At 70.3% G+C, this 20,014-nt stretch carries 22 protein-coding genes; 19 read left to right on the top strand and 3 right to left on the bottom strand.

Translation table 11 applies throughout. The annotated features are described in order from the left end of the window. Positions 1-129: 129 nt before the first annotated feature. From AC07DS_RS35295 to AC07DS_RS35205, 19 genes are all read left to right on the top strand, one after another. Positions 130-1,266 (top strand): fatty acid desaturase, encoded by a 1,137-nt coding sequence (locus AC07DS_RS35295; protein ID WP_479152068.1) that lies wholly within the window; start codon positions 130-132, stop codon positions 1,264-1,266. 41 nt (positions 1,267-1,307) lie between these two features. After that, a complete protein-coding gene (locus tag AC07DS_RS35290; protein WP_479152065.1) occupies positions 1,308-2,309 on the top strand; it encodes a proline dehydrogenase family protein in 1,002 nt (333 codons plus the stop codon). A gap of 70 nt (positions 2,310-2,379) precedes the next feature. Then, positions 2,380-3,627, top strand: a complete 1,248-nt coding sequence (locus AC07DS_RS35285; RefSeq protein ID WP_479152063.1) for an ATP-grasp domain-containing protein — start codon at positions 2,380-2,382, stop codon at positions 3,625-3,627. Next, positions 3,627-4,850 carry an MFS transporter gene (locus tag AC07DS_RS35280; protein WP_479152061.1) on the top strand — a complete coding sequence of 408 codons (1,224 nt, stop codon included), beginning with the start codon at positions 3,627-3,629 and terminating at the stop codon, positions 4,848-4,850. Before AC07DS_RS35285 ends, AC07DS_RS35280 begins: the two co-directional genes overlap by 1 nt. A 17-nt stretch (positions 4,851-4,867) precedes the next feature. After that, a complete protein-coding gene (locus AC07DS_RS35275; RefSeq protein WP_479152060.1) occupies positions 4,868-5,992 on the top strand; it encodes an aminotransferase class V-fold PLP-dependent enzyme in 1,125 nt (374 codons plus the stop codon). A gap of 47 nt (positions 5,993-6,039) precedes the next feature. After that, entirely contained in the window at positions 6,040-6,357 is a 318-nt protein-coding gene (locus AC07DS_RS35270; RefSeq protein WP_336112513.1) for an acyl carrier protein, read from the top strand. Next, positions 6,354-6,614, top strand: a complete 261-nt coding sequence (locus AC07DS_RS35265) for a hypothetical protein (RefSeq protein WP_145880532.1) — start codon at positions 6,354-6,356, stop codon at positions 6,612-6,614. The genes AC07DS_RS35270 and AC07DS_RS35265 overlap by 4 nt, the downstream gene beginning before the upstream one ends. Continuing rightward, positions 6,611-7,816, top strand: coding sequence for a beta-ketoacyl-[acyl-carrier-protein] synthase family protein (locus tag AC07DS_RS35260; protein ID WP_479152056.1), 1,206 nt, complete (start codon positions 6,611-6,613; stop codon positions 7,814-7,816). Before AC07DS_RS35265 ends, AC07DS_RS35260 begins: the two co-directional genes overlap by 4 nt. Continuing rightward, positions 7,813-8,607, top strand: a complete 795-nt coding sequence (locus AC07DS_RS35255; RefSeq protein ID WP_479152053.1) for a ketosynthase — start codon at positions 7,813-7,815, stop codon at positions 8,605-8,607. The genes AC07DS_RS35260 and AC07DS_RS35255 overlap by 4 nt, the downstream gene beginning before the upstream one ends. Then, complete coding sequence (locus AC07DS_RS35250) at positions 8,607-10,181, top strand: amino acid adenylation domain-containing protein (RefSeq protein ID WP_479152051.1); 1,575 nt, start codon at positions 8,607-8,609, stop codon at positions 10,179-10,181. The genes AC07DS_RS35255 and AC07DS_RS35250 overlap by 1 nt, the downstream gene beginning before the upstream one ends. Further along, positions 10,178-11,365, top strand: coding sequence for an acyl-CoA dehydrogenase family protein (locus AC07DS_RS35245; protein ID WP_479152048.1), 1,188 nt, complete (start codon positions 10,178-10,180; stop codon positions 11,363-11,365). The genes AC07DS_RS35250 and AC07DS_RS35245 overlap by 4 nt, the downstream gene beginning before the upstream one ends. A 22-nt stretch (positions 11,366-11,387) precedes the next feature. Next, a complete protein-coding gene (locus AC07DS_RS35240) occupies positions 11,388-11,816 on the top strand; it encodes an acyl-CoA thioesterase (protein ID WP_479152047.1) in 429 nt (142 codons plus the stop codon). A gap of 25 nt (positions 11,817-11,841) precedes the next feature. Beyond that, complete coding sequence (gene fabG, locus AC07DS_RS35235) at positions 11,842-12,546, top strand: 3-oxoacyl-ACP reductase FabG (RefSeq protein ID WP_479152044.1); 705 nt, start codon at positions 11,842-11,844, stop codon at positions 12,544-12,546. Between the two features lie 15 nt (positions 12,547-12,561). Then, positions 12,562-13,338, top strand: coding sequence for an enoyl-ACP reductase FabI (gene fabI, locus AC07DS_RS35230; protein WP_479152042.1), 777 nt, complete (start codon positions 12,562-12,564; stop codon positions 13,336-13,338). 62 nt (positions 13,339-13,400) lie between these two features. Further along, on the top strand, positions 13,401-13,643 hold the full coding sequence (locus AC07DS_RS35225) for an acyl carrier protein (RefSeq protein WP_479152040.1): 243 nt from the start codon (positions 13,401-13,403) through the stop codon (positions 13,641-13,643). Next, positions 13,640-14,866, top strand: a complete 1,227-nt coding sequence (locus AC07DS_RS35220) for a beta-ketoacyl-[acyl-carrier-protein] synthase family protein (RefSeq protein WP_479152038.1) — start codon at positions 13,640-13,642, stop codon at positions 14,864-14,866. The genes AC07DS_RS35225 and AC07DS_RS35220 overlap by 4 nt, the downstream gene beginning before the upstream one ends. Further along, positions 14,863-15,843, top strand: coding sequence for a beta-ketoacyl synthase N-terminal-like domain-containing protein (locus AC07DS_RS35215; RefSeq protein WP_479152035.1), 981 nt, complete (start codon positions 14,863-14,865; stop codon positions 15,841-15,843). The genes AC07DS_RS35220 and AC07DS_RS35215 overlap by 4 nt, the downstream gene beginning before the upstream one ends. Continuing rightward, positions 15,833-16,642, top strand: coding sequence for a thioesterase family protein (locus AC07DS_RS35210; protein ID WP_479152032.1), 810 nt, complete (start codon positions 15,833-15,835; stop codon positions 16,640-16,642). The genes AC07DS_RS35215 and AC07DS_RS35210 overlap by 11 nt, the downstream gene beginning before the upstream one ends. Before the next feature lie 31 nt (positions 16,643-16,673). Continuing rightward, positions 16,674-17,591 carry a TIGR03854 family LLM class F420-dependent oxidoreductase gene (locus tag AC07DS_RS35205; protein ID WP_479152030.1) on the top strand — a complete coding sequence of 306 codons (918 nt, stop codon included), beginning with the start codon at positions 16,674-16,676 and terminating at the stop codon, positions 17,589-17,591. Positions 17,592-17,611: 20 nt separating this feature from the next. Here AC07DS_RS35205 and AC07DS_RS35200 read toward each other — a convergent pair whose 3' ends face one another. Genes AC07DS_RS35200 through AC07DS_RS35190 form a run of 3 tightly spaced genes read right to left on the bottom strand, consistent with a single transcriptional unit; the run spans position 17,612 to position 19,943 of the window. Then, on the bottom strand, positions 17,612-18,196 hold the full coding sequence (locus tag AC07DS_RS35200) for an NADPH-dependent FMN reductase (protein ID WP_479152028.1): 585 nt from the start codon (positions 18,194-18,196) through the stop codon (positions 17,612-17,614). Beyond that, positions 18,193-19,167, bottom strand: coding sequence for an RNA polymerase sigma-70 factor (locus AC07DS_RS35195; RefSeq protein WP_479152024.1), 975 nt, complete (start codon positions 19,165-19,167; stop codon positions 18,193-18,195). Before AC07DS_RS35195 ends, AC07DS_RS35200 begins: the two co-directional genes overlap by 4 nt. An 8-nt stretch (positions 19,168-19,175) precedes the next feature. Next, positions 19,176-19,943 (bottom strand): SDR family NAD(P)-dependent oxidoreductase, encoded by a 768-nt coding sequence (locus tag AC07DS_RS35190; RefSeq protein ID WP_479152022.1) that lies wholly within the window; start codon positions 19,941-19,943, stop codon positions 19,176-19,178. Positions 19,944-20,014 lie beyond the last annotated feature (71 nt).

The raw sequence follows: 20,014 nt of genomic DNA, 5'->3' as shown, positions 1-20,014 counted from the left end.
CCCTGTCTGACGCATCCCGGATGTTGTCCGGTGGTTTTGCCTGTCAGGCCTGAACGGGCTTCTCTTTCATGTTCCAGCGCATAGACCTGCGCTGCGGCATGTCCATTTCTTTGTCTGGGGGACGTGACCTTGCCTGCTCAAAGTGCAGCAAACGCGAGCGGTGAAGAACTGGCAAGTGCAGAAGAGCTGAGCTTAGATTTCAGCAGGCTCGACCGAGGGGTTCGCAAGCGGCTCAAGCAGCTGTGCGAGCTGGACAACCACCATGCTCCACTGGCCCTCCTGTGCGACTACCTGCTGGTCGCCGCCTCGGTCTACCTGTGTGTCGGAGTGTCGTACTGGTTCTACCCGATCGCCGCCATTCTCATCGGGTCGACCCAGCGGGCGTTCGTCAATCTTCTGCACGAATCCTCACACAAGGTTCTCACCAAGAACCAGCGCCTCAACGTAACACTGGGAACCGTCTTCTCGGGATACCTGGTACTGCATCTGTACAACCCGTACCGGAATTCCCACATAGGTTTCCACCACCGTTATCTGGGTGACCCGGAGAAGGATCCCGACTACAACTTCCATGTGGGAGTCGGGATCTACGACCACCGGATCTCCGACAAGAAGTTCTTCCTCAAGAACATCGCGCTCGCGGTGTTCGGCATGAGGACTCTCGAGTACGCGGGCTATGTCATTCGGGACCGTATTTTCTTCAGCCCGAAGGACGTCGCGGTCTCCATGCCCATCCGGCTCACGACGGAGCGCGTCCTCCTGCTGGTCCAGTGGGCCGGCATCATCGGCCTGTGCGCCTGGCAGGGCTGGCTGATCGAGCTGGCGCTGTTCTGGTTCGTGCCGCTCTTCACCACCGCCATCGCCGTGGGCTGGCTCTCGGAGCTGGCGGAGCACTACCCGCTGCCGGAGAGCGAGAGCAAGCAGATCCTCATGACCCGCAACCGTCACGGCTGGGCCATCGAGCGCTTCCTGCTGGGCCGCCACCACGACAACTACCACCTGGTGCACCACCTCAACACCGGCGTGCCGTTCTGGAACATGAAGCGGGCCCATCAGGTCCTCCTGGAGGACGCCGCCTATGCCCGCTGGGACGGGCTGTGGGCCGGCGTCCTGACCCGCTCGCGGGGCCGCGAGAACCAGGAGACGCTCATCAGCTACGCCTCGAAGTACCGCGCCTGGCGTCGCAACGGAGGCGACCCGACCCTGGTCGACGGCGGCACCTTCGCCGAGGCGGCCGCCCTCGCTCGGGTCGTCACCGCCGCCTGACCCGGCCCGCCCCGTTGCTTCAGTCGAGAGGAAACCCCCACATGAGCCACGTCGTGGACGCCCAGGCGGCCGCCGCTCTGGACCCCGAACTGCTACGCCTGGCCACCAACGGCCTCAAGAAGCTGGCCGCGGACACCCGTTGCCGTAACGCCTTCGTCGACAACCCGCTGATGGCCGCCCTGCTCGCACCGGCCGCGGGCCGCTACATAGTCGCCGCCGACCAGGACGGTCTCTTCGAGCGGCTGCCGGTCCTCGAGGCCAAGGGGTACCGGACCGGCGTCGAGTTCGTCGGCGAGGAGGCCCGCAGCGCCGACGAGGTGCGCGATGTCGTCGACGAGTACCTCAAGCTGATCGAACGTCACGAGAGCGCCGGCCTCGTCACACCGACCCAGCTCGGTTTCGACCTGTCGAACGTCGGCTCCCTCATCTCTCCCCAGACAGGCGCGGACAACACGGCCGCCCTGCTCAAGGCCGCCGCCCCGCAGGGCATCGGCATCCTCATCAGCATGGAGCGCTCGTCCTTCGTGGACGACATCCTCACGGTCTTCAAGGGCCTCGCCGAAGAGCACGAGAACGTCGCCCTGACCCTCCAGGCCCATCTGCACCGCACCGAGGACGACCTCGCCACCGTCCTGCCGCTCGGCCGCAAGATCCGGCTGGTGAAGGGCGTGTACAACGAGGCCCCGGAGGTCGCCCTCCCGCGCGGCCCCGAGCTGAACGACCGCTACGCCCGGCTCCTGGAGCGCATCCTCGACCACGGCAACCCCGTGGCCGTGGCCACCCATGACGCCACGCTTCTCGAACTTCTCGACAGCCGCGGGCTGTTGGAGCGGATCGAGGAGCTGGAGATGCTGCACGGCTGCCGCCCGCCCCTGCTCAAGGCACACAAGGACCGCGGCATCCCGTGCCGCGTCGCCACGGTGTACGGGCAGAACTGGTGGCTGCACTTCCTGCACCGCCTCGCCGAGTACCCGCCGGTCGCCCTGACCGCTCTGGCCGACCTGTACGAACCGGAGCGGGTCCGCTTCGGCTCCGAGTACTGATCCCCGAGCGCTGATCAGCGCGTACTGACCCGCGAGCACGACCTGCTCCAACCCGAAAGAAGGTAGTCCGTTGTCATCCACTCCGCCTGTTGCCGCCATTGTCGACGGTTACTCCACAGGGAACTTCCTTCCTGCGGCCTTCACCCGTCTGGGTGCCCAAGTCGTCCATGTCCGCAGCACCCCGGAGTGGATGACTTCGATGCTGCTGCCCAACACGGACGACTACATCGCCGACCTCGTCTTCCAGGACGAGGAGCAGATCGTCAAGGAACTGCGCTCGCTCGACGTCAGCGCCGTGCTCGCCGGGCAGGAGCCCGGGGTGCCGCTCTCCGACCGGCTCAGCGAGCTGATGGGCACGGCCAGCAACGGCTCACGCCTGTCGACCGCCCGCCGCGACAAGTACGACATGATCGAGGTCCTGCGGGCCGCCGGCCTGCACTGCGCCGACCAGTTCAAGAGCGACGACCCGCAGGCCCTGGTCGACTGGGCCGAGGCGCACGGCACCTACCCCGTGGTGATCAAGCCGCTCAGCTCCGCCTCCACCGACGGCGTGTTCATCTGCAACGACGCGGACGAGGTGCGCACGGCCGCCCAGCAGGTCCTCGCCGCCCGGGACATCTTCGACCTGCCCAACCGCGAGGTGCTCATCCAGTCCTACCTGGACGGCGAGGAGTACATCGTCGACACCGTCAGCCATGACGGCCACCGCTTCGTCTGCGGTGTCTGGAAGTACGAGAAGACCCTGGTCAACGGCAAGAACATCTACGACAAGGATGTGCTGCTGCCGGCCGACGAGTTCCCGGTGCCCGAGCTGATCGCGTACGTGGACCAGGTCCTCGAGGCGATGAACATCCGCTTCGGGCCCACCCACACCGAGGTCAAGATGACCTCGAACGGCCCGGCGCTGGTGGAGATCGGCGCGCGCCTCAACGGCGACATGAACCCGGACTTCCACCAGGTCTGCCTCGGCCACAACCAGGCCGACCTGATCGCCCTGTCCTACATGCGGCCCCAGGAGTTCCTCGACCGCTACGGCGACCGCGTCTACACCCGCCGCCAGCCGGCCGTGGTCTACAACGCGCCCAGCAGCCAGGAGGGCGAGGTGAAGGCGATCGACGAGGCCGTCGTCCGCGAGATCGCCGCCCTGCCCACCGTGTTCCTGCCGAGCGTGAAGGTGCCGGTGGGCGGTCGGGTCCGCCGCACCGTCGACCTCCTCACCAGCCCCCTGCGGATCTTCATGACCGGGGTCACCCAGGAAGCCGTCCTCGACGACTACAAGCGTCTGCAGGAACTGAAGGACAAGGTGTATCTCGTCTGATGCTGCGCAGTACTCTGCACGCGGTCCGCGGGCTCGCGCCCGAACTGCGTACCCTGTTCATCACCACCCTGCTCTTCCGCTCCGGAACCATGGCGTTCCCGTTCCTGTCCGCCTACCTGGTGGCGCAGAACGACTACTCCGCGGGGCAGGTGGGCTCGATCGTCGGCGCCTACGGGCTCGGCGCGCTGGCCGCAGACCTCGCGGCCGGGCCGGTCCTGCGCTTCGTGTCCGCGCGGACCGTGATGATCAGCGGGCTGGTGGGCAACGCGGCGCTGGTGCTGGTCCTTCCGCTCGCGGAAAGCGCCGCGCTGCTCACGGTGGGGACCCTCGTCTGGGGCTTCTTCTACGAGGCGTTCACGCCGGCCGCGTACGCGGAGACTGTGCGGTACTCGCGGGAGAGCGACCGCAAGGTCGCCTTCTCCTGCAACCGGCTCGCCATCAACGTAGGCATGGGCATCGGACCGGCGCTGGGCGGACTCGTGTTCGCCTGGCGGCCGGCCGGCCTGTTCCTCATCAACGCCTGCGTCGTCCTGGCGACCGCCGTCTTCCTCACCCTGCGGACCTCCAACGGGACCGTGGCGGCGGGGGAGAAGGCGGTCCGGGGCCGCATGGTGGCGCCGACCCTCAAGGGCGAGACCCGGTTCTGGACGATCTTCCTGCTGGCTCTCCCGATCCATCTCGCGTACGCGCTGCCGCCGACGTTCCTCAGCGCCTACGTGATCCACGAGCGCGGCCTCGACAGCTTCTGGGCCGGCATCATCTTCTTCGTCAACGCCGGTGCCATCGTGCTCTTCGAGGTGCCGCTGAACACGGCGATGCGGAACGTGAGCCACTACGCCTCGCTGCTGGTCGGTTATCTGCTGGCCGGTGCGGGCTTCGCGCTGATGGGTCTGTCCGGTTCGGGGCCCGCGCTGGTGGGCGCGACGCTGCTGTGGACCGCGGCCGAGATGATCGTCTTCCCGGCGCTCCTCCACTACGTCAGCGAGGTCTCCGACCCGTCCGTCACCGGCCGCAACATGGGGCTCTACTCGGCGGGCGTCAACGTGGGCCTGATCGCCGTGCCCCAGCTGAGCCTGACGCTCACGTCGGGCGGCCACCCGGCGAGCCCGTGGTACGTGGTCGGAGCCGCCCTCGGCGTCGCGCTCGTCCTGATCGTCACCGTCCGGCGCAGTTCCTACCTCTGGCTGACCGAGCCCGAGCCGGAACCCGCTCCCGTCTCCTGACCCAACGGAGTTGGCGCATGCCCATCCACTTCAACAACGCGGGCGCGGGCCTCATGCCCGAGGCCGTGACGCAGGCCATGACCGGCTACCTGGCCGAAGAGTCACAGGGCGGCGCCTACGAGGCCGAGCAGCGGCACGCTGACACCCTCGAACACGGGGTCTACGAGACGCTCGCGCGCGCACTGGACGCGCCCGCGGACGACATCGCCCTGTTCGACAGCGCCACCCGCGCCTGGTCGTCCGTGGTGTCCCACCTCCCGTTCACCTCCGGCGACCGGGTCTGGGTGACGCCGTACGAGTACGCGGGCAACCTCATCCTGTGGACCGAGCTGCGCCGCCGCTTCGGCCTGCGCATCGAGGTCGTACCGCTGGTGGCCGACGGCGACCTGGACCTGGAGTGGATGAGCGCGCACATCGGCGACGACGTCGCCTTCGTCGCCGTGCCCCATGTGCCGTCCGGATGCGGGATCGTCACACCGGTCGAGGAGATCGGGAAGATCCTCGCGCCCTGGCGGTGCTTCTACGGCATCGACGCCTGCCAGTCCGTGGGGCAGCTGCCGGTCTCCGTCGCGTCCATCGGCTGCGACCTGCTCACCGGTGCGGGCCGCAAGTTCCTGCGCGGGCCGCGCGGCACCGGATTCGCCGCGATCGGCTCCCGGCTGCGGGCCCAGGTCTCCCTGCCCTTCCACGACCTGCACATCGCCGACATGGTCGCGGACGACGACTACGAGGTGCGCACCACCGGCGCCCGCCGGTTCGAGTACGCCGAGCGCGGCAGCGCCGGCGTCATGGGCCTCGACGCGGCGGTCCGCCACCACCTCGCCCGCACCGACGGCGGCTCCGGCCCGCTGCGCGACGCCGTGCGCGCGGTGATCGAGGAGCTGCCGGGGACACGGCTGGTCGACCCCGGCTCCCGGCACGCCGCCATCGTCACGTTCACCCACGACCGGGTTCCGCCCGAGCGAATCCGGGCCGAGCTGCGAGCACGCGGTGTCAACGTGTGGATCGCGCAGGGCAGTCACACACCCCTGTACATGCGCACCGCGGAGGTCGATTTCGCCGTGCGTGTTTCCCCGCATTACTACAACTCCACGGCCGACGTGGAGACGTTCGCCGACGCGTTGCGCGACGTCCTGCGTTGACCAAGCGGTTCTCACATCCGTCTCATCGAGTCGAAGGAGGGGCAGAAATGCCCGTAGAAAGCCAGGAAGCAGAGAGGCAAGAAATTCTCGCACTCGTCACCCACATCATGGAGGACACCGTCGGCCTCGAACTGGACGACGACGTCGACCTGAACACCTCGATCGGCCCGGAAGGTCTCGGACTCGAGTCGATCGGCATTCTCGAGGTGACGGTTCACCTCGAACGGGAGTACAACATCGAGTTCTCCGACGAGGCGCTGGAGCTGCTGCTGAGCGGAACGCTCGGGGAGTTCATAGACGAGGTCGTCAGGCAGCGTTCGGCCGTGGCCGCCGGCGCGAGCACGGAGAACAGTGGTTCCCGGTGATCACATCGACCGACATCAGGAGGATCCTCGTCGACGGCAAGACGCTGGCCGGCGTGGAGGACGTCGAGGACGACTCGGAGATCCTGGTCGACTCCTTCTCGCTCGCCTGGCTCGACCACAGTCTGCGCACCGACTTCGGCGTCGAACTCGACCTGCGGGAAGTCCGGGCCGAGGATTTCTCCAGCATCAACCGCATCGCCGACTATGTCAACGCGTTGACCGAGGGGGCCGTCGCGACGTCAGGAGACGGCCGATGACGGAATCCCAGCGCGTCGTCGTCACGGGTTTCGGGGTCTTCACCGCATTCGGTTTCGGCGAGAAGGCACTGCTCGACGGGGTGTTCTCGGGCCGTCCCGCATTCCGTGAAGTGGAACGGTTCGACATTTCGCCGTTCCGTTGCAGGTCCGCTGCCGTGTACGACGGCAGCGGCCCGGAAATCCCCGAGGTGAGCTTCGCGGGCGACCCGCCGCCGCGTCAGCACGACGTCCTGGCCGCCTGCTCACGCGCCGCGATCGACATGGCCGGCATCGACCCGTCGAAGATCTCCGGCGTGCTCGTCGGCAGCCAGGGCGACTACCGCCCGATCACCCGGTACTGGGGCTCGGTGGCCGCGGGAGCCGACACCGCCGGCACGGCGTTCCTGAAGGACAGCGTGCCCGGCCAGCTCTCCCACGGCCTGGGCGAGGCCCTCGGTGTGGGACCGCTGCGCATGACCTTCATCAACGCCTGTGTGGCCTCCGCCGACAGCATCATCCACGCCAGCCGCCTCATCAGCCGAGGACGGGCCGACGCGATGCTGTGCGGCGGGTCCTACCTGGTCGAGCGAGAGCTGTTCGCCAAGTTCGACTCGGCGCGCGCGTTCGCCAAGGACGGCCACGTCCGGCCGTTCTCCAAGGACCGGACCGGGCTGCTGCTCGGCGACGGAGCGGCGTGCCTGATGCTGGAGTCCGAGGCCAGTGCACAGGCGCGGGGCGCCGACGTGCTCGCCCGGGTGGCCGGCTGGGGTATCTCCTCCGACGCCTACCACGCCAGCCGGCCGCACCCCGAAGGCCGCGGCACCGCGACCGCGATGGAGTCCGCGCTCCGCGTCGCGGGCCTTGCCCCCGACGCCGTGGACTACGTCAATGTGCACGGCACGGGCACCGCCTCCAACGACACCGCCGAAACCGCCGCGCTGCGCCGGGTGTTCGGGGAGCGGGCCGCGCACCTGCCCGCCAGCTCGACCAAGAGCACGACGGGACACACCCTCGAAGGCGCCGGGGCCGTGGAGGCAGTGATCACGCTGCTGGCCCTCAGCCACGGACTCGTCCCGCCCACGGCCAACTTCACCACGCCCGATCCCGCGCTCGACCTGGACTACGTGACCGACGGTCCCCGCCGCCGGAGTCTGCGACGCGCGATCTCGACCAACTCCGCCTTCGGCGGGGCCAACACGGCGCTGCTCCTGGAGCGAGCATGATCGACACGCTTACCGAACGACTGCTGGTCTCCGAGGCGCTCGTCGTGCCGTCCGGCTTCACGGCCGGCGCCACCACGGTCGAGCCCGCCGAACCGGGCCGTGTGCCAGGCTTCGTGGAGTCGGCCTTCAGCCCGCTGATCAAGGCCGTCGTCGACCGCTGCCTGGCCGATGTCACGGGCGGCGAGTCCTTCGGCGAAGAGGGCGCGCGCACCGGCCTGGTGCTGGCGACCCTCTTCGGCGACACGGTCACCGCCGATCTCGGGAGCAGGCTGCTGACGTCCGGGCGGGTGGCCAACCCGCTGCTGTTCTACCAATCGGTGCCGACGACGATCCTCGGCGTGGTCGCCCGCGACTACGCGATCACAGGACCGACGACCTGCGTCGCCCTCCGCGGTGACCTGCGCGGCGAAGCCCTCGACCTCGTCGACATGATCCTCGACGACGGCATGGACCAGGTGCTCCTCATCGGCATCGACCTGGCGACCGAGTCCCGGCCGCTCAGCGCCCACGCACAGCTGACGGACGGCGGGCCGCACACGGACGCGGCACGGGTGGACACCGCCGTCGCGTTCCTGATACGCCGGGCCGACTCCTCGCCCGGGACGGAACCGGCCGCCGTGGCCCCCGTCGCCGGTCAGGAGCTGTCGGACTTCGGGAGCCTCGCCGGACTCGTCCAGCTCTACTTCACCGTGCGCGCGGAGCGTGCGGCGGCCGCCGCGGGGGCGGTCGCCGTGAACGTCGGTTCCGCACTGGGCGAGCGCGAGCTGCGCCTGCTGCTGAGGGAGCCCTGATGACCGCAACAGCCGAGCCCACGACGACACACGCGGAAGAACGGCTGGACGGGCTGCTCGCCCGTGCCGCCCGGACGTACCCGGACCGGCCCGCCCTCGTGGACGGCGACCGCGCCTGGACGTACGCGGAACTCGACGACGCCGTGGCCCGCGTCGCCGGACGGCTCGCCGACGAGGGAGTGAAGCCCGGCGAGAGGATCGGCGTCTTCATCGCCAAGTCGGCCGAGGCCGTCATCGCCATCCATGCGGGGCTGCGCGCCAAGGCGGTCGTGGCACCCCTGGACGTCCGCAACCCCGTCGTCCGCACCGGCCGCATGCTGCGTCAGGGCGCCCTGACCCGGCTGCTCACCGTCGGCGCGTCCGAGAACATCGCCCGCAAGGCGGTGGGCGGCGACGAGATTCCCGGGACCGACGACCTCGGGGACGGCATCGGACTGCTGCGCACCCGGGAGCGGACGCCGGCGGAGCCGCTTCCCGAGCCCGCGCGCGACGGCGGCTACGTGCTGTTCACCTCGGGCAGCACCGGGGTCCCGAAGGGCGTGCTGCTGTCGCACGCCAACGTCGCGCACTTCGCCGTCTGGGCCGCCGCGGAGACGGGCCTGCGCCCCACCGACCGGATCGGGTCACAGGCCGCCCTGACCTTCGACCTGAGCACGTTCGACCTGTTCTCCGCCGCCGCGGTCGGCGCGTGCACCGTTCTGATGCCGGAACGGCTGAAGGCGTTCCCCGCCGATGTCGTCAACTGGCTCACCGAGCACCGGATCAGCGTGCTCTACGCGGTGCCGTCCCTGTACGTCAACATGCTCGAACGGGGCGGCCTCGGCGACACCTTCCCGGCCGACCTGCGAACGCTGCTCTACGCGGGCGAGCCCTTCCCGCCACGCTCGCTGGAGGCGTGTCTGCGCCTCGCCGCAGACCGGCCCGTCTACAACTTCTACGGGCCGACGGAGACCAACGTCTGCACCTTCCTCCGGGTGCCGGCGACGTGGACGGCGGAGCAGGAGGCCACCATCGGTTCGGCCGTTCCCGGCGATGTCGTGGACGTCTTCGACGAGACCGGGGAGCCCACGGCCGACCGGGGCGAGATCCACGTCGCCGGCGCGACGGTCTTCCTGGGCTACCTGGTGGACGGCGCGCTGAACGATCCCACCCGGCAGGTCCGCTTCGCCGACGGGGCCGTCCGCCGCGCCTATGCCACCGGAGACCTCGGCAGACGCACGAACGGCGGCGGACTCGTGCTGTTCGGCCGGAAGGACTCCCAGATCAAACGGCACGGCTACCGCATCGACATCGGCGAGATCGAGAGCGTACTGCTCGACTCACCCGGAATCCGGGCCGCCGCCGTCGTCGCCAAGACCGGCGAGAACGAGGGCGATGTCTGGGCGTACGCGCAGGGGACGGTGTCCGAACGGGACGTCCTCGGACTGCTGCGCACCCAACTCCCGCTGTACATGGTCCCCGACCGGGCCGTCGTGGTCGACGCGCTCCCGCTCAACGCCCGCGGGAAGACCGACCGTCTGACGCTCGCGGCCGAGGCGCTGCCGCACCCCTCGCCGCAGAAGGAGACACGATGACGCTCCCCGACGACTTCGACAAGATCCTGGAGGCCGCCCACCAGGTCGGGCGGAAGCTGGAGCCGCTGGCGGCCGGCGTGGACGCCCGGACCGGCGACCTCCAGGAGCCCTACCGCCTCCTCGCCGAGGCCGGGTTCCTGACCCTGCTGGTGCCGCGCCGGGCGGGCGGCGCCGGGCTCGGGTTCGCCGACTACTGGCGGGTGCTGTCCGCCGTCGGCTTCCACAACGGCGCGGCCGCACTCGGGCTGAACATGCACAACGCGGTCATCGGCCCGCTGTGCGAGTCGGCGGACACCCCTCTTCCGCCGATGGCCGAGGAGTTCCGCACCTGGCTCTTCGACGAGGTGGTGGGCGGCCGCAAGATCTTCGCGTCCGCCGCGTCCGAACCCGCCGGCGGAGCGAAGCTGCGCGGACTGCAGACCCGTTACCGGCGGACCGACGACGGCGAGGGGTTCGTGATCACGGGCGAGAAGTCGTTCGTGTCGCTGGCCGGCATCGCCGACTACTACGCGGTCCCCGCCCGGCCCGAGGACTCCGACGACCCGGGACGGATCTCGCACTTCCTGGTGGGCAAGGACGACCCAGGGGTCAGGTTCGGCGAGATCCACAACCTGACGGCGATGTACGGGACCAGCACCGCCAACATGACCCTGGACTCCGTCACGGTGCCCCGGTTCCGGCTGTTCCTCGGCATCGAGGGCCTGTCGCTGCCCAAGGTGATCCGCGAACCGCACTGGATGGTGGCCGGCTACACCGGTGCGTATCTGGGCATCGCCGAGGCCGTGCAGCAGGCCGTCGTCGACCACGTGGCCGCCTCGCCCAAGAAGGCGCAGTCCGCCGTCGTCCAGCGCAGCATCGGCCTGAACACCGCCCGCCTGCTCGCGGCCCGCGCACTGGTCGAACGCGCCGGTGAGGCCGTCGACCTCGGCCGCGGCGGCGCCACGGCCAACACCCTGGTCCACGCCGCCAAGTACGCCGTGGCCGACCTCGGCCCGGAGCTGGCCCGCACCGCCGTCTCGCTGTGCGGCTCGGCCGCCGTGAGCCGCGCCAAGCCGATCGAGCGGCTGCTGCGCGAGCTCCAGTACGGGGCGGTGATGCCCGCCAAGCCGGAGGAGTGTCTGGAATACCTCGGCAAGGGCGCGCTGGGCGTCGACCTCCGCGACGAGAACTCGTTCTCCTGGTGAACCGAACGATTGGAGAGACCCCATGACCGAGGACGGCCCGGTGTTCGAACATCCCGTCCTGCCCCGCTTCTTCGAGATCGACCGCCAGGGCGTCATGTTCAACATGTGGTACCTGGCCCACGTCGACGAGGCGGTGGACGGCTTCTTCCTCGCGCGTGACCTGCCGTACTCCTCCTGGTCCGAGCTGGGTGTCGACGTGCACGTCGCCCACGTCGAGATCGACTGGAAGGCGGCCATCACCCTCACCGACCGGCCCAAGGTGCTGATGAGCACCGCACGGATCGGCAAGAAGAGCTTCACCCTGGACTTCGCCTTCACCCGCGACGGCGAGATCACCGCCACCGGCTGCATCGTCTATGTCGCGGTGGCCACCGACGGATCGGGCAGCACGCTGCTGCCCCCTCGGCTGGTCGAGGCGCTGGGCGAGGCCGCACCGCTGCGGACCGCATGACAACCATCCTGATTCGGGGGCAATGATGACGAGATCGGTATTGGTGACCGGCGGAAACCGGGGGATCGGCCTGGCCATCGCCCGGGAGATGGCCGCCGCCGGCGACGCCGTGGCCGTGACCTATCGGTCGGGCGAGGCGCCGGACGGACTGTTCGGCGTGAAGTGCGACGTGACGAACGCCGAGGACGTGGACAGCGCCTTCGCCAAGGTCGAGGCGGAACACGGCCCCGTCGAGGTACTGGTGTCCAACGCCGGGATCACCCGGGACAAGATCCTCGCGGTGATGCGCGAAGAGGACTTCGACGCGGTGCTCGACGCCAACCTGAGGGGCGCGTACCGGGTCGCGAAGCGCGCGGTGAAGAACATGATCCGGGCACGCTCCGGCAGGCTCGTCTTCGTCTCCTCGGTGGTCGCGTTCAACGGCCAGAGCGGCCAGTCCAACTACGCCGCCTCGAAGGCGGGACTGGTCGGATTCGCCCGCTCGCTCGCCCGGGAGCTCGGCCAGCGGAACATCACCGTGAACGTGGTCGCGCCCGGGTTCGTCGACACCGACATGACCGCGGGACTCAGCGACCAGATCAAGGCGGCCGCGAAGGAGCGCATCCCGCTCGGCCGCACCGCCTCGCCCGAAGAGGTCGCCAAGGTCGTGCGCTTCCTGGCCAGTGCGGACGCCGGCTACGTCACCGGAGCCGTCCTGCCGGTCGACGGCGGCCTGGCCATGGGACTCTGAGAGGGGAAGCCGTTCATGGGAATCCTCGAGGGAAAGAGCATCCTGGTCACCGGGGTGCTCACCCAGGACTCCATAGCATTCCACGTAGCGAAGATCGCGCAGGAACAAGGGGCGCAGGTCCTCCTCACCGCCTATCCCCGCCGCGGGCTGACCGAACGCATCGCCAGGCGTCTGCCCTCCGGCCCGGACGCCACGCCGCCCGTCATCGAACTCGACGTCACGAACGCGACGCAGATGGCGGAACTGCCGGACCGCGTACTCGAACATGTGCCCGCGCTCGACGGTGTCGTGCACGCGATCGGAGCCGCTCCGCAGACCGCACTCGGCGGCAACTTCCTCAACACCTCCTGGGACGACGTGGGAGCGGCGATGCACGCCTCCACCTACTCCCTGAAGTCCCTGACCGTGGCCTGCCTCCCGCTGATGAAGAACGGCGGCTCGGTCGTGGGCCTGGACTTCGACGCCTCCCAGGCCTGGCCGCTCTACGACTGGATGGGCGTCGCCAAGGCGGGACTCGAGGCGTGCTCCCGCTACCTCGCGAGGTACGTCGGACCGCAGGGCGTACGCGTCAACCTGGTCGCGGCCGGGCCGCTGGACACCCCGGCCGCCAAGGGCATCCCCGGATTCCAGGAGGTGGCCGGCGTCTGGGGCGAGCGTGCCCCGCTGGGCTGGAACACCGCCGACCCCGTTCCGGCGGCCAAGGCCTGCGTGGCGCTGCTGTCGGACTGGTTCCCCTCGACCACCGGGGAGATCGTGCACGTCGACGGCGGCGTCAACATCATCGGCGTCTGACCGGCCGGCACGCCCCACGCACCGCGTACTACCGACAACGCTCTACGGACAAGGAGACCGACATGGCAGAGATCACCGACGACCTCCGGGAACGCGTGAAGAAGATCGTCTGCGACATCCTCGAGGTCGAGCCCGCCGAACTGACCGAAACGACGGTGTACACCGAGGAGTTCGGTGCCGACTCGCTGGCGGTCATCGAGATCCTGACGGCCCTCGAGGACACCCTCGACGTCAGCATCGACCAGGCCGAGGCCCCGCGCATGGTGAGCCTGGCCGGCATCTACGACGTCCTGGCCGAGGCATGACCGGTACGCCGGAGCGGGTCGTCGTCACGGGCCGCGGCGTGGTGTCGAGCATCGGCTTCGGCGTGGCGGAGTTCGCCGCGGGGCTGCGGGCCGGCCGCAACGAGGTCGCGCCCCTCACCGCGTTCGACACGACGGGATTCGCCTACGCCAACGGATCCGAGGTCACGGGGTTCGAGCCGGCCGACTGGCTCACCCGGACCCCGGTGGACCAGCTCGGCCGGGCGAGCGCCTTCGCCGTCGCCGCCGCCCGAATGGCGCTGGCGGAGGCGGGACTTGACGCCGCGGAGCTGCGTGACCGGCCGGGGCACATCTCGGTCGGCACCGCCGACGGCGAAGCGCGGGACCTCGACGCGCTGGCCGCCGACACGGTCGCGCGCGGAGCCGAAACGGTCGACCCGGCGCTCGTCGAACGCGCCGGGACCCATCGCCTGTCCGCCTCCATCGCCTGGGAGTTCGGGCTGGAGGACGTGACCCCCATGACCTTCCCGACCGCCTGCTCCGCGGGCAACTACGCGATCGGGGACGGGCTGGACGCCATCCGCGTCGGGGACGCCGACTACGCCCTGGTCGGCGGCGTCGACGCCACCTGCCGGCGGTCGTTCGCCTCGTTCTACCGGCTGGGCATCATGTCCCCCGACCGGTGCCGCCCGTTCGACGCCGACCGTCAGGGCATCCTCAGCGGCGAAGGAGCGGGAATCCTGCTCCTGGAGAGCCTGACGTCGGCGCGGGCGCGGGGAGCGGCCATCCACGCGGAGGTGCTCGGCTACGGGCTCAACTGCGACGCCCACCACGCCTTCGCTCCCGAGGAGAAGAGCATCCAGCGGTGCATGGAGGCGGCACTGCGCGACGCCGGGGTGCGGCCCGACGACGTGGACCTGATCTCGGCACACGGAACCGGCACCAAGTCCAACGACGTGACGGAGATCCGTGCGATCAGGTCCGTCTACGGCGACCGGACGCCCCCCGTCATCTCGCTGAAGTCGATGCTCGGTCACACGATGGGCGCCTCCGCCGCGCTCGGCGCGATCGCCTCGTCGATCGCGGTCAACGAGGGCTTCATACCGCCGACGGTCAACCACCGGACGCCGGACCCGGAACTCGGCATCGACTGCGTCCCCAACCGGTCGGTCGCCGCCGACGTGCGGATCGTGCAGAACAACGGCTTCGCCTTCGGCGGCAACAACGCCATCGTCCTGCTGGGCCGTTACGAGGAATCCCGATGATCATTACCGCTTGGTCGGCCCTGTCCCCGTACGGCACCGACGACCAGGACTTCGCGCAGGGCACCGTGACGGGCCGGCCGCTTCCCGACGGCCCCCGGCCGGTGCCGGACTTCGAACCGCGCGAGTTCCTCGGGCAGCAGGGCACCCGCGCCATGAGCCGCGCCACGGCCCTGTCCGTCGCGACCTCCGCCCGGCTGCTCACCGAGGACGACGACCGTGAGCGCACCGGGCTGGTGCTGGGCACGACGAACGGCAGCGCCCAGAACATCCTGGACGTCAACAGGGCCTCACTCCTGCGCGGGAAGCCGTACCACATCCAGCCGTCGGTCATCCAGAACGCGGCCATGAACAGCGTCGCGAGCCAGACCGCGATCTGGCACGGGCTCAGAGGACCCAACGCCACGCTCGCCGGGGGCCGGTCCACCGGTTTGTCGGCCCTCGGCTACTGCCGGCGGCTGCTGCTGACGGGCCGCGCCGACACCCTTCTCGCAGGCGCCGCCGAGGAACTCACCGAAGCGCGCACGTGGGTCGGTGACGGCACCGCCCCGCTGGCGGAGGGCTGCGCCATGGTCCGTCTGGAGCGCAGCGCCCCCGACGGCCTGGCAGAGGTGCTCGCCGTCGCCTCGGTGGTGGCCATGGACGGCGACATCGGCTCGGCCGTGGTCAAGGCCGCGAACCGGGTACTGACCCGTACCTCGCCCGACCGGGTGTGGGCCGCCGTCGGTTCGGGAACGACGGACGACGCGGAGTCCAAGGCTCTGGCCACGGTGTGCCCCGAGGCGACGGTCCTGCCGCCGCTGACGGAAACCCTCGGCCAGGTCCATGCCGCGTCAGGTCCCTTCCAGCTGGCGGCCGTTCTGAGCCATGCCGCCGCCTCGGGACCGGCCGAGCGGTTCGCACTGCTGACCTCGGCCGAACCCCAGGGCATCGTGGCCGCCGCCGTCCTCCGATTCAAGGGAGAAACCGTTGTCGTTTGAGACCGCCTTCGCAGTCACCCCGTCGAGCTCGGGCTTCCGGGGCACGGTCGGTGAGGAATGGATGTTCGCGGGCCGTGTCTTCGGCGGCTGTGTGGCGGCGTTCGCCAGCGAGGTCGCCCGGGCCGCCGCACCGCATCTCGTCCTCGGCGGAATCCAGGGCTCCTATCCGCGGGCGGCCTCGCCCGGCCCCATCGAGGGCCGCGTCGAGACCATCCGGAAGGGCCGGAGCACCGAGTTGGTCCGCGTCGACCTGACCCAGGGCGACGAACTCGTCTTCACCGCCCAGGCCTGGCTGCTCGACAGCGCCCTGGTGCCGGCCGACCGGTCAGGGACCGACGTGGAGCCCCCGGAAACGGCCGCCCCGGTGACATGGCTGGAGGACGAGGTCGCCTTCTTCAAGAACCTCGAGGTACGGGCGATCGACTACCCGCTCACCCCGGCCGGACTCGGCGACGGCGTCCCCCGGTGCGAGGTCTGGGTCAGGGGCCGCCCGGACCTGATCGGCGAGGCGACCCACGGGGCGGCCGTCGACCTGCTGCTCTTCGACAGCTTCCTGCTGGAGTGCGTGTTCCGCAGCGAGGGAGTCGGCACCGTCCAGCCGATCACCCTGGACCTGGGCGTCCGCTGGACCCGGCACGTCCCCATCCAGGCCTGGCGCCGCCTCACCACGGAGGCGACCATCACCGACGGCATCGCGCTGGCCGAGGGCACCAACCGGACCGCGGAGGGCGCCGTCCTGTCCACGGCCACCACGCTCGGCAGGCTGCTCCGGCGCGCCGGCACCGAGGCAGGGAAGTGACGGCCGGCGGGAAAGGCGATCTGATACCGGTATGAAGATTCGCATCGGCGTGGGGAACGTGCCCGAGCGCGGTACACCGCCCGGCGATCCCGACCTGGCCCGTCTGGTGACCGAGCTGGAGTCGCACGGAGTCGACTCGGTGTGGCTGTCCGACCTGGTCTCCGCGCCGGGCGTGGTCGATCCGCTGGTCGGCGTCGGCTACGCAGCGGGTCTCACCGAGCGGCTGAAGCTGGGCATGAGCGTGGTCGTCCTGCCCGGCCGCAACCCGGCCGTGCTCGCGGCGCAGCTGGCGAGCCTGGCCGCGCTCGCCCCGCGCCGCGTCCTGCCCGTCTTCGGCGTCCGCCCCGCCCGGCGCGCCGACCGGACGGTGTTCCCCGTGCCGGACGGGCGGCGCGCCGACGTGTTCGAGGAGGCACTGGGCCTGGTGCGGGCCCTGCTGACCGAGCCGGTCGTCACCCACCACGGCCGGTACTTCCACCTGGACGGGGCCTCGGTCGCCCCGCTGCCCGCACGACCCATGGACCTGTGGCTCAGCGGCCGGGTCCCGGCGGCCCTGGACCGGGTCGGCCGGCTCGGTGACGGCTGGCTCGGCAGCAACATCACCCCGGCCGAGGCCGAAGGCTGCCGGGCCCGGATCGTGAGTGCCGCCGACCGCGCGGACCGCACGATCGATGAGGACCACTACGGCACCTACCTGACGATCGTCCAGGACGACGCCGACGAGCACGCCGTGGACGCCCTGCTGGCCCGGCTGCGCCAGGACCGCCCCGACGTCGCCGACCCGCGCACCCTGCTGTGCTGGGGCTGGGCCGACGCCCGCGAACACCTGCGCCGGCTCACCGACGCCGGCCTGTCGAAGTTCGTGGTGCGCCCGGCGGGCCCGGTGGCCTCGCGCCGCGCCTTCGTCGAGGCGTTCACCACCGAGCTGATGCCCCTCGAGAACCGCTGACCGCCGCCGCCCGCCGGGCTTCAGGCAGAGGCCTGGGAGGCGGCTGCGCGCAGCGGACCGAGCGCCCCCGCCCAGGCCAGCAACTCGTCCACCAGGCCATGCAGTTCCACCGTACGCAGCTCCTGCGGCTTGAACTCGGTGAAGTTCACGAAGTCCTCGCGCAGCGTGAGCGCCACCTGCGGCCCGATGTCCGCCATCCGCAGCGGCCCCGCCTGCGCGCGCAGCTTCTGCACCGCCATGACCGCGCCGTAGAAGCCGTAACCGACATAGCCGACCGGCTTGCCGCCCCACTCGTCGTAGAGGTAGTCGATGGCGTTGGTCAGGGCGGCGGGCGGGGCGGTGTTGTACTCGGGGGTGACGACGACGAAGGCGTCGAACGAGCCGATCCGTTCGGCCCATCGCCGGGTGTGCGGCCGCTGCCCCGGAGCCCTGCGCGCCGGGACTGCCTCGTCGAGCAGCGGCAGCGCGTGGTCCTGCAGGTCCACGAGCTCGAAGTCCGCGGCGTCGCCCGCGTGTTCGGCCGCCATGTCGCGTACCCACAGGCCCACCTGCTCGCCGTTCCGGCCGGGGCGGGTGCTGCCGATGATGACGCCGGTCCTGATCATGTCCGATTCTCCTCTTCCGTTTCCGGTGTGCTGAACGTGTGGCGGTGCGGTCCCCGGTTCGCCTCGCGGAGGATCGCCCAGGTGTCCGCCACCGGTCCCACGTGCGCGAGCTTCTCGGGGTTGAGCACCGAGCGGATCGTCTGGATCCGCCCGTCGACGACGTCGAGCGCCCAGGTGTTGATGACCCGGCCCTCCCGGTCGCGGAAGATCGCGCCGGGCTGCCCGTTCACCTCGTGCGGCTCCATGACGCCGCCGATCCGGGCGTACGACAGGACGATCACCCCGAGCACCCGGGACACGTCCCCGGCGCCACGGAAGGCGGGCCTCCACTGCGGGGCCTTGCCGCCGCTGTCGCCGACCATCGCCACATCGGCGGCGAGCAGTTCCCGCAGTCCGTCGACGTCCCCCTCCCGGAAGGCGTCGAGGAACCGCCGGGCGAGTTCCTCGCGTTCGCGCCGGTCGGCCTCGAACCGCGGCCGGCCCGCGTCCATGTGCCGGCGCGCCCGCACCGCGAGCTGCCGGCACGCGGCCTCCGACCGCCCGACGGCCGAAGCGACCTCGGGGAAGCCGAAGGCGAACACCTCCCGCAGCACGAAGACCGCGCGCTCCAGCGGGCTGAGCCGTTCGAGCAGCAACAGGGCCGCCATCGACAGCGAGTCGGACAGCTCCGCCGAGCGCTCCGGGTCCTGATAGGGGTCGCTGAGCAGCGGCTCCGGGAACCACGGACCGACATACTCCTCGCGCCGGACCCGGGCCGAGCGCAGCACGTCGATCGAGATGCGGGTCACCACCGCCGAGAGGAAGGCCTTCGCCGACTCGGGGCGGGCCGGGGAGGACTCGTAGCGCAGCCAGGTCTCCTGGACCGCGTCCTCGGCCTCGCCGACGCTGCCGAGGATCCGGTAGGCGATCGAGAACAGCAGCGGCCGCAGCTCCTCGAACTCCGCGGCGGCACCTGTGCCGAATGCAGTCATCGCGTCGGCTACCAGGGCAGCGGTCCGTCCGCGTTGAAGAACCAGGCGGTCGGCCCGTCGGCCGCGAGCGTGGCCAGCCGCACCACGACCTCGGCCCCCTGCGCGGGGGTGAGGTACCCGCGGTGGTCGTTGATGTCCGTGTCGACATAGCCGGGGTCGGCGGCGTTGATCAGGAAGCCGTCCTTGCGCAACTCCTGGGCGTACTGCACCGTCAGCGCGTTGAGCGCGGTCTTGGAGGGCATGTAGGCGGCCGACGTCGGCAGCCCCGACAGCGGGCCGTCCGGCTGACTGGTGATGGTCAGCGACGCGGCGGCGCTGCTGACGTTGACGATGCGCGGCGCCGGTGACTTCCGCAGCAGCGGGAGCATCGCGTTGGTCACCGCGATCACCCCGAAGACATTGGTCTCGAACACCGCCCGGACCATGTCCAGGTCGACGGTGCTGGGGATCTGATCGCGGGCGTCCTCGGGCGAGACCTGCCCCGAGCCGGTGATGCCCGCGTTGTTGACCAGCACGTCGAGGTGGCCGAAGCGCTCCTCGATCTCCCGCGCGGCCTCCTGGACGGTCGTCGCGTCGGTCACGTCCAGGGTGACCGCGTGCGCGTAGCCGCCCGCCGCGCACACCTCGGCGGCGGCCTCCTCGCCGCGCCGCAGGTCTCTGGCGCCGATCACGACCCTCATGCCCGACGCGGCGAGCTGCCCGGCGACCGCACGGCCGATCCCCTTGTTCGCCCCGGTGACCAGTGCCACCTTCTGGTGAGTGGTGGGCTCGTTCACGATCCAGCTCCTGTCCGGGTGAGACTGCGTTTCTCCACCCAGGACGAGACAGCCGCTCCGGCTGTGACATG

The sequence above is a fragment of the Streptomyces sp. NPDC044064 genome (assembly GCF_056434245.1).
This window is presented reverse-complemented; position numbering and strand designations above follow the sequence as displayed.

Bases quoted from the DNA above. Each gene is read 5' to 3' on its own strand.
- AC07DS_RS35290 (WP_479152065.1), top strand. From the start codon at position 1,308: ATGAGCCACGTCGTGGACGCCCAGGCGGCCGCCGCTCTGGACCCCGAA.
- AC07DS_RS35280 (WP_479152061.1), top strand. From the start codon at position 3,627: ATGCTGCGCAGTACTCTGCACGCGGTCCGCGGGCTCGCGCCCGAACTG.
- AC07DS_RS35275 (WP_479152060.1), top strand. From the start codon at position 4,868: ATGCCCATCCACTTCAACAACGCGGGCGCGGGCCTCATGCCCGAGGCC.
- AC07DS_RS35270 (WP_336112513.1), top strand. From the start codon at position 6,040: ATGCCCGTAGAAAGCCAGGAAGCAGAGAGGCAAGAAATTCTCGCACTC.
- AC07DS_RS35260 (WP_479152056.1), top strand. From the start codon at position 6,611: ATGACGGAATCCCAGCGCGTCGTCGTCACGGGTTTCGGGGTCTTCACC.
- AC07DS_RS35255 (WP_479152053.1), top strand. From the start codon at position 7,813: ATGATCGACACGCTTACCGAACGACTGCTGGTCTCCGAGGCGCTCGTC.
- AC07DS_RS35250 (WP_479152051.1), top strand. From the start codon at position 8,607: ATGACCGCAACAGCCGAGCCCACGACGACACACGCGGAAGAACGGCTG.
- AC07DS_RS35245 (WP_479152048.1), top strand. From the start codon at position 10,178: ATGACGCTCCCCGACGACTTCGACAAGATCCTGGAGGCCGCCCACCAG.
- AC07DS_RS35240 (WP_479152047.1), top strand. From the start codon at position 11,388: ATGACCGAGGACGGCCCGGTGTTCGAACATCCCGTCCTGCCCCGCTTC.
- fabG (WP_479152044.1), top strand. From the start codon at position 11,842: ATGACGAGATCGGTATTGGTGACCGGCGGAAACCGGGGGATCGGCCTG.
- fabI (WP_479152042.1), top strand. From the start codon at position 12,562: ATGGGAATCCTCGAGGGAAAGAGCATCCTGGTCACCGGGGTGCTCACC.
- AC07DS_RS35225 (WP_479152040.1), top strand. From the start codon at position 13,401: ATGGCAGAGATCACCGACGACCTCCGGGAACGCGTGAAGAAGATCGTC.
- AC07DS_RS35220 (WP_479152038.1), top strand. From the start codon at position 13,640: ATGACCGGTACGCCGGAGCGGGTCGTCGTCACGGGCCGCGGCGTGGTG.
- AC07DS_RS35215 (WP_479152035.1), top strand. From the start codon at position 14,863: ATGATCATTACCGCTTGGTCGGCCCTGTCCCCGTACGGCACCGACGAC.
- AC07DS_RS35205 (WP_479152030.1), top strand. From the start codon at position 16,674: ATGAAGATTCGCATCGGCGTGGGGAACGTGCCCGAGCGCGGTACACCG.
- AC07DS_RS35200 (WP_479152028.1), bottom strand. From the start codon at position 18,196: ATGATCAGGACCGGCGTCATCATCGGCAGCACCCGCCCCGGCCGGAAC.
- AC07DS_RS35195 (WP_479152024.1), bottom strand. From the start codon at position 19,167: ATGACTGCATTCGGCACAGGTGCCGCCGCGGAGTTCGAGGAGCTGCGG.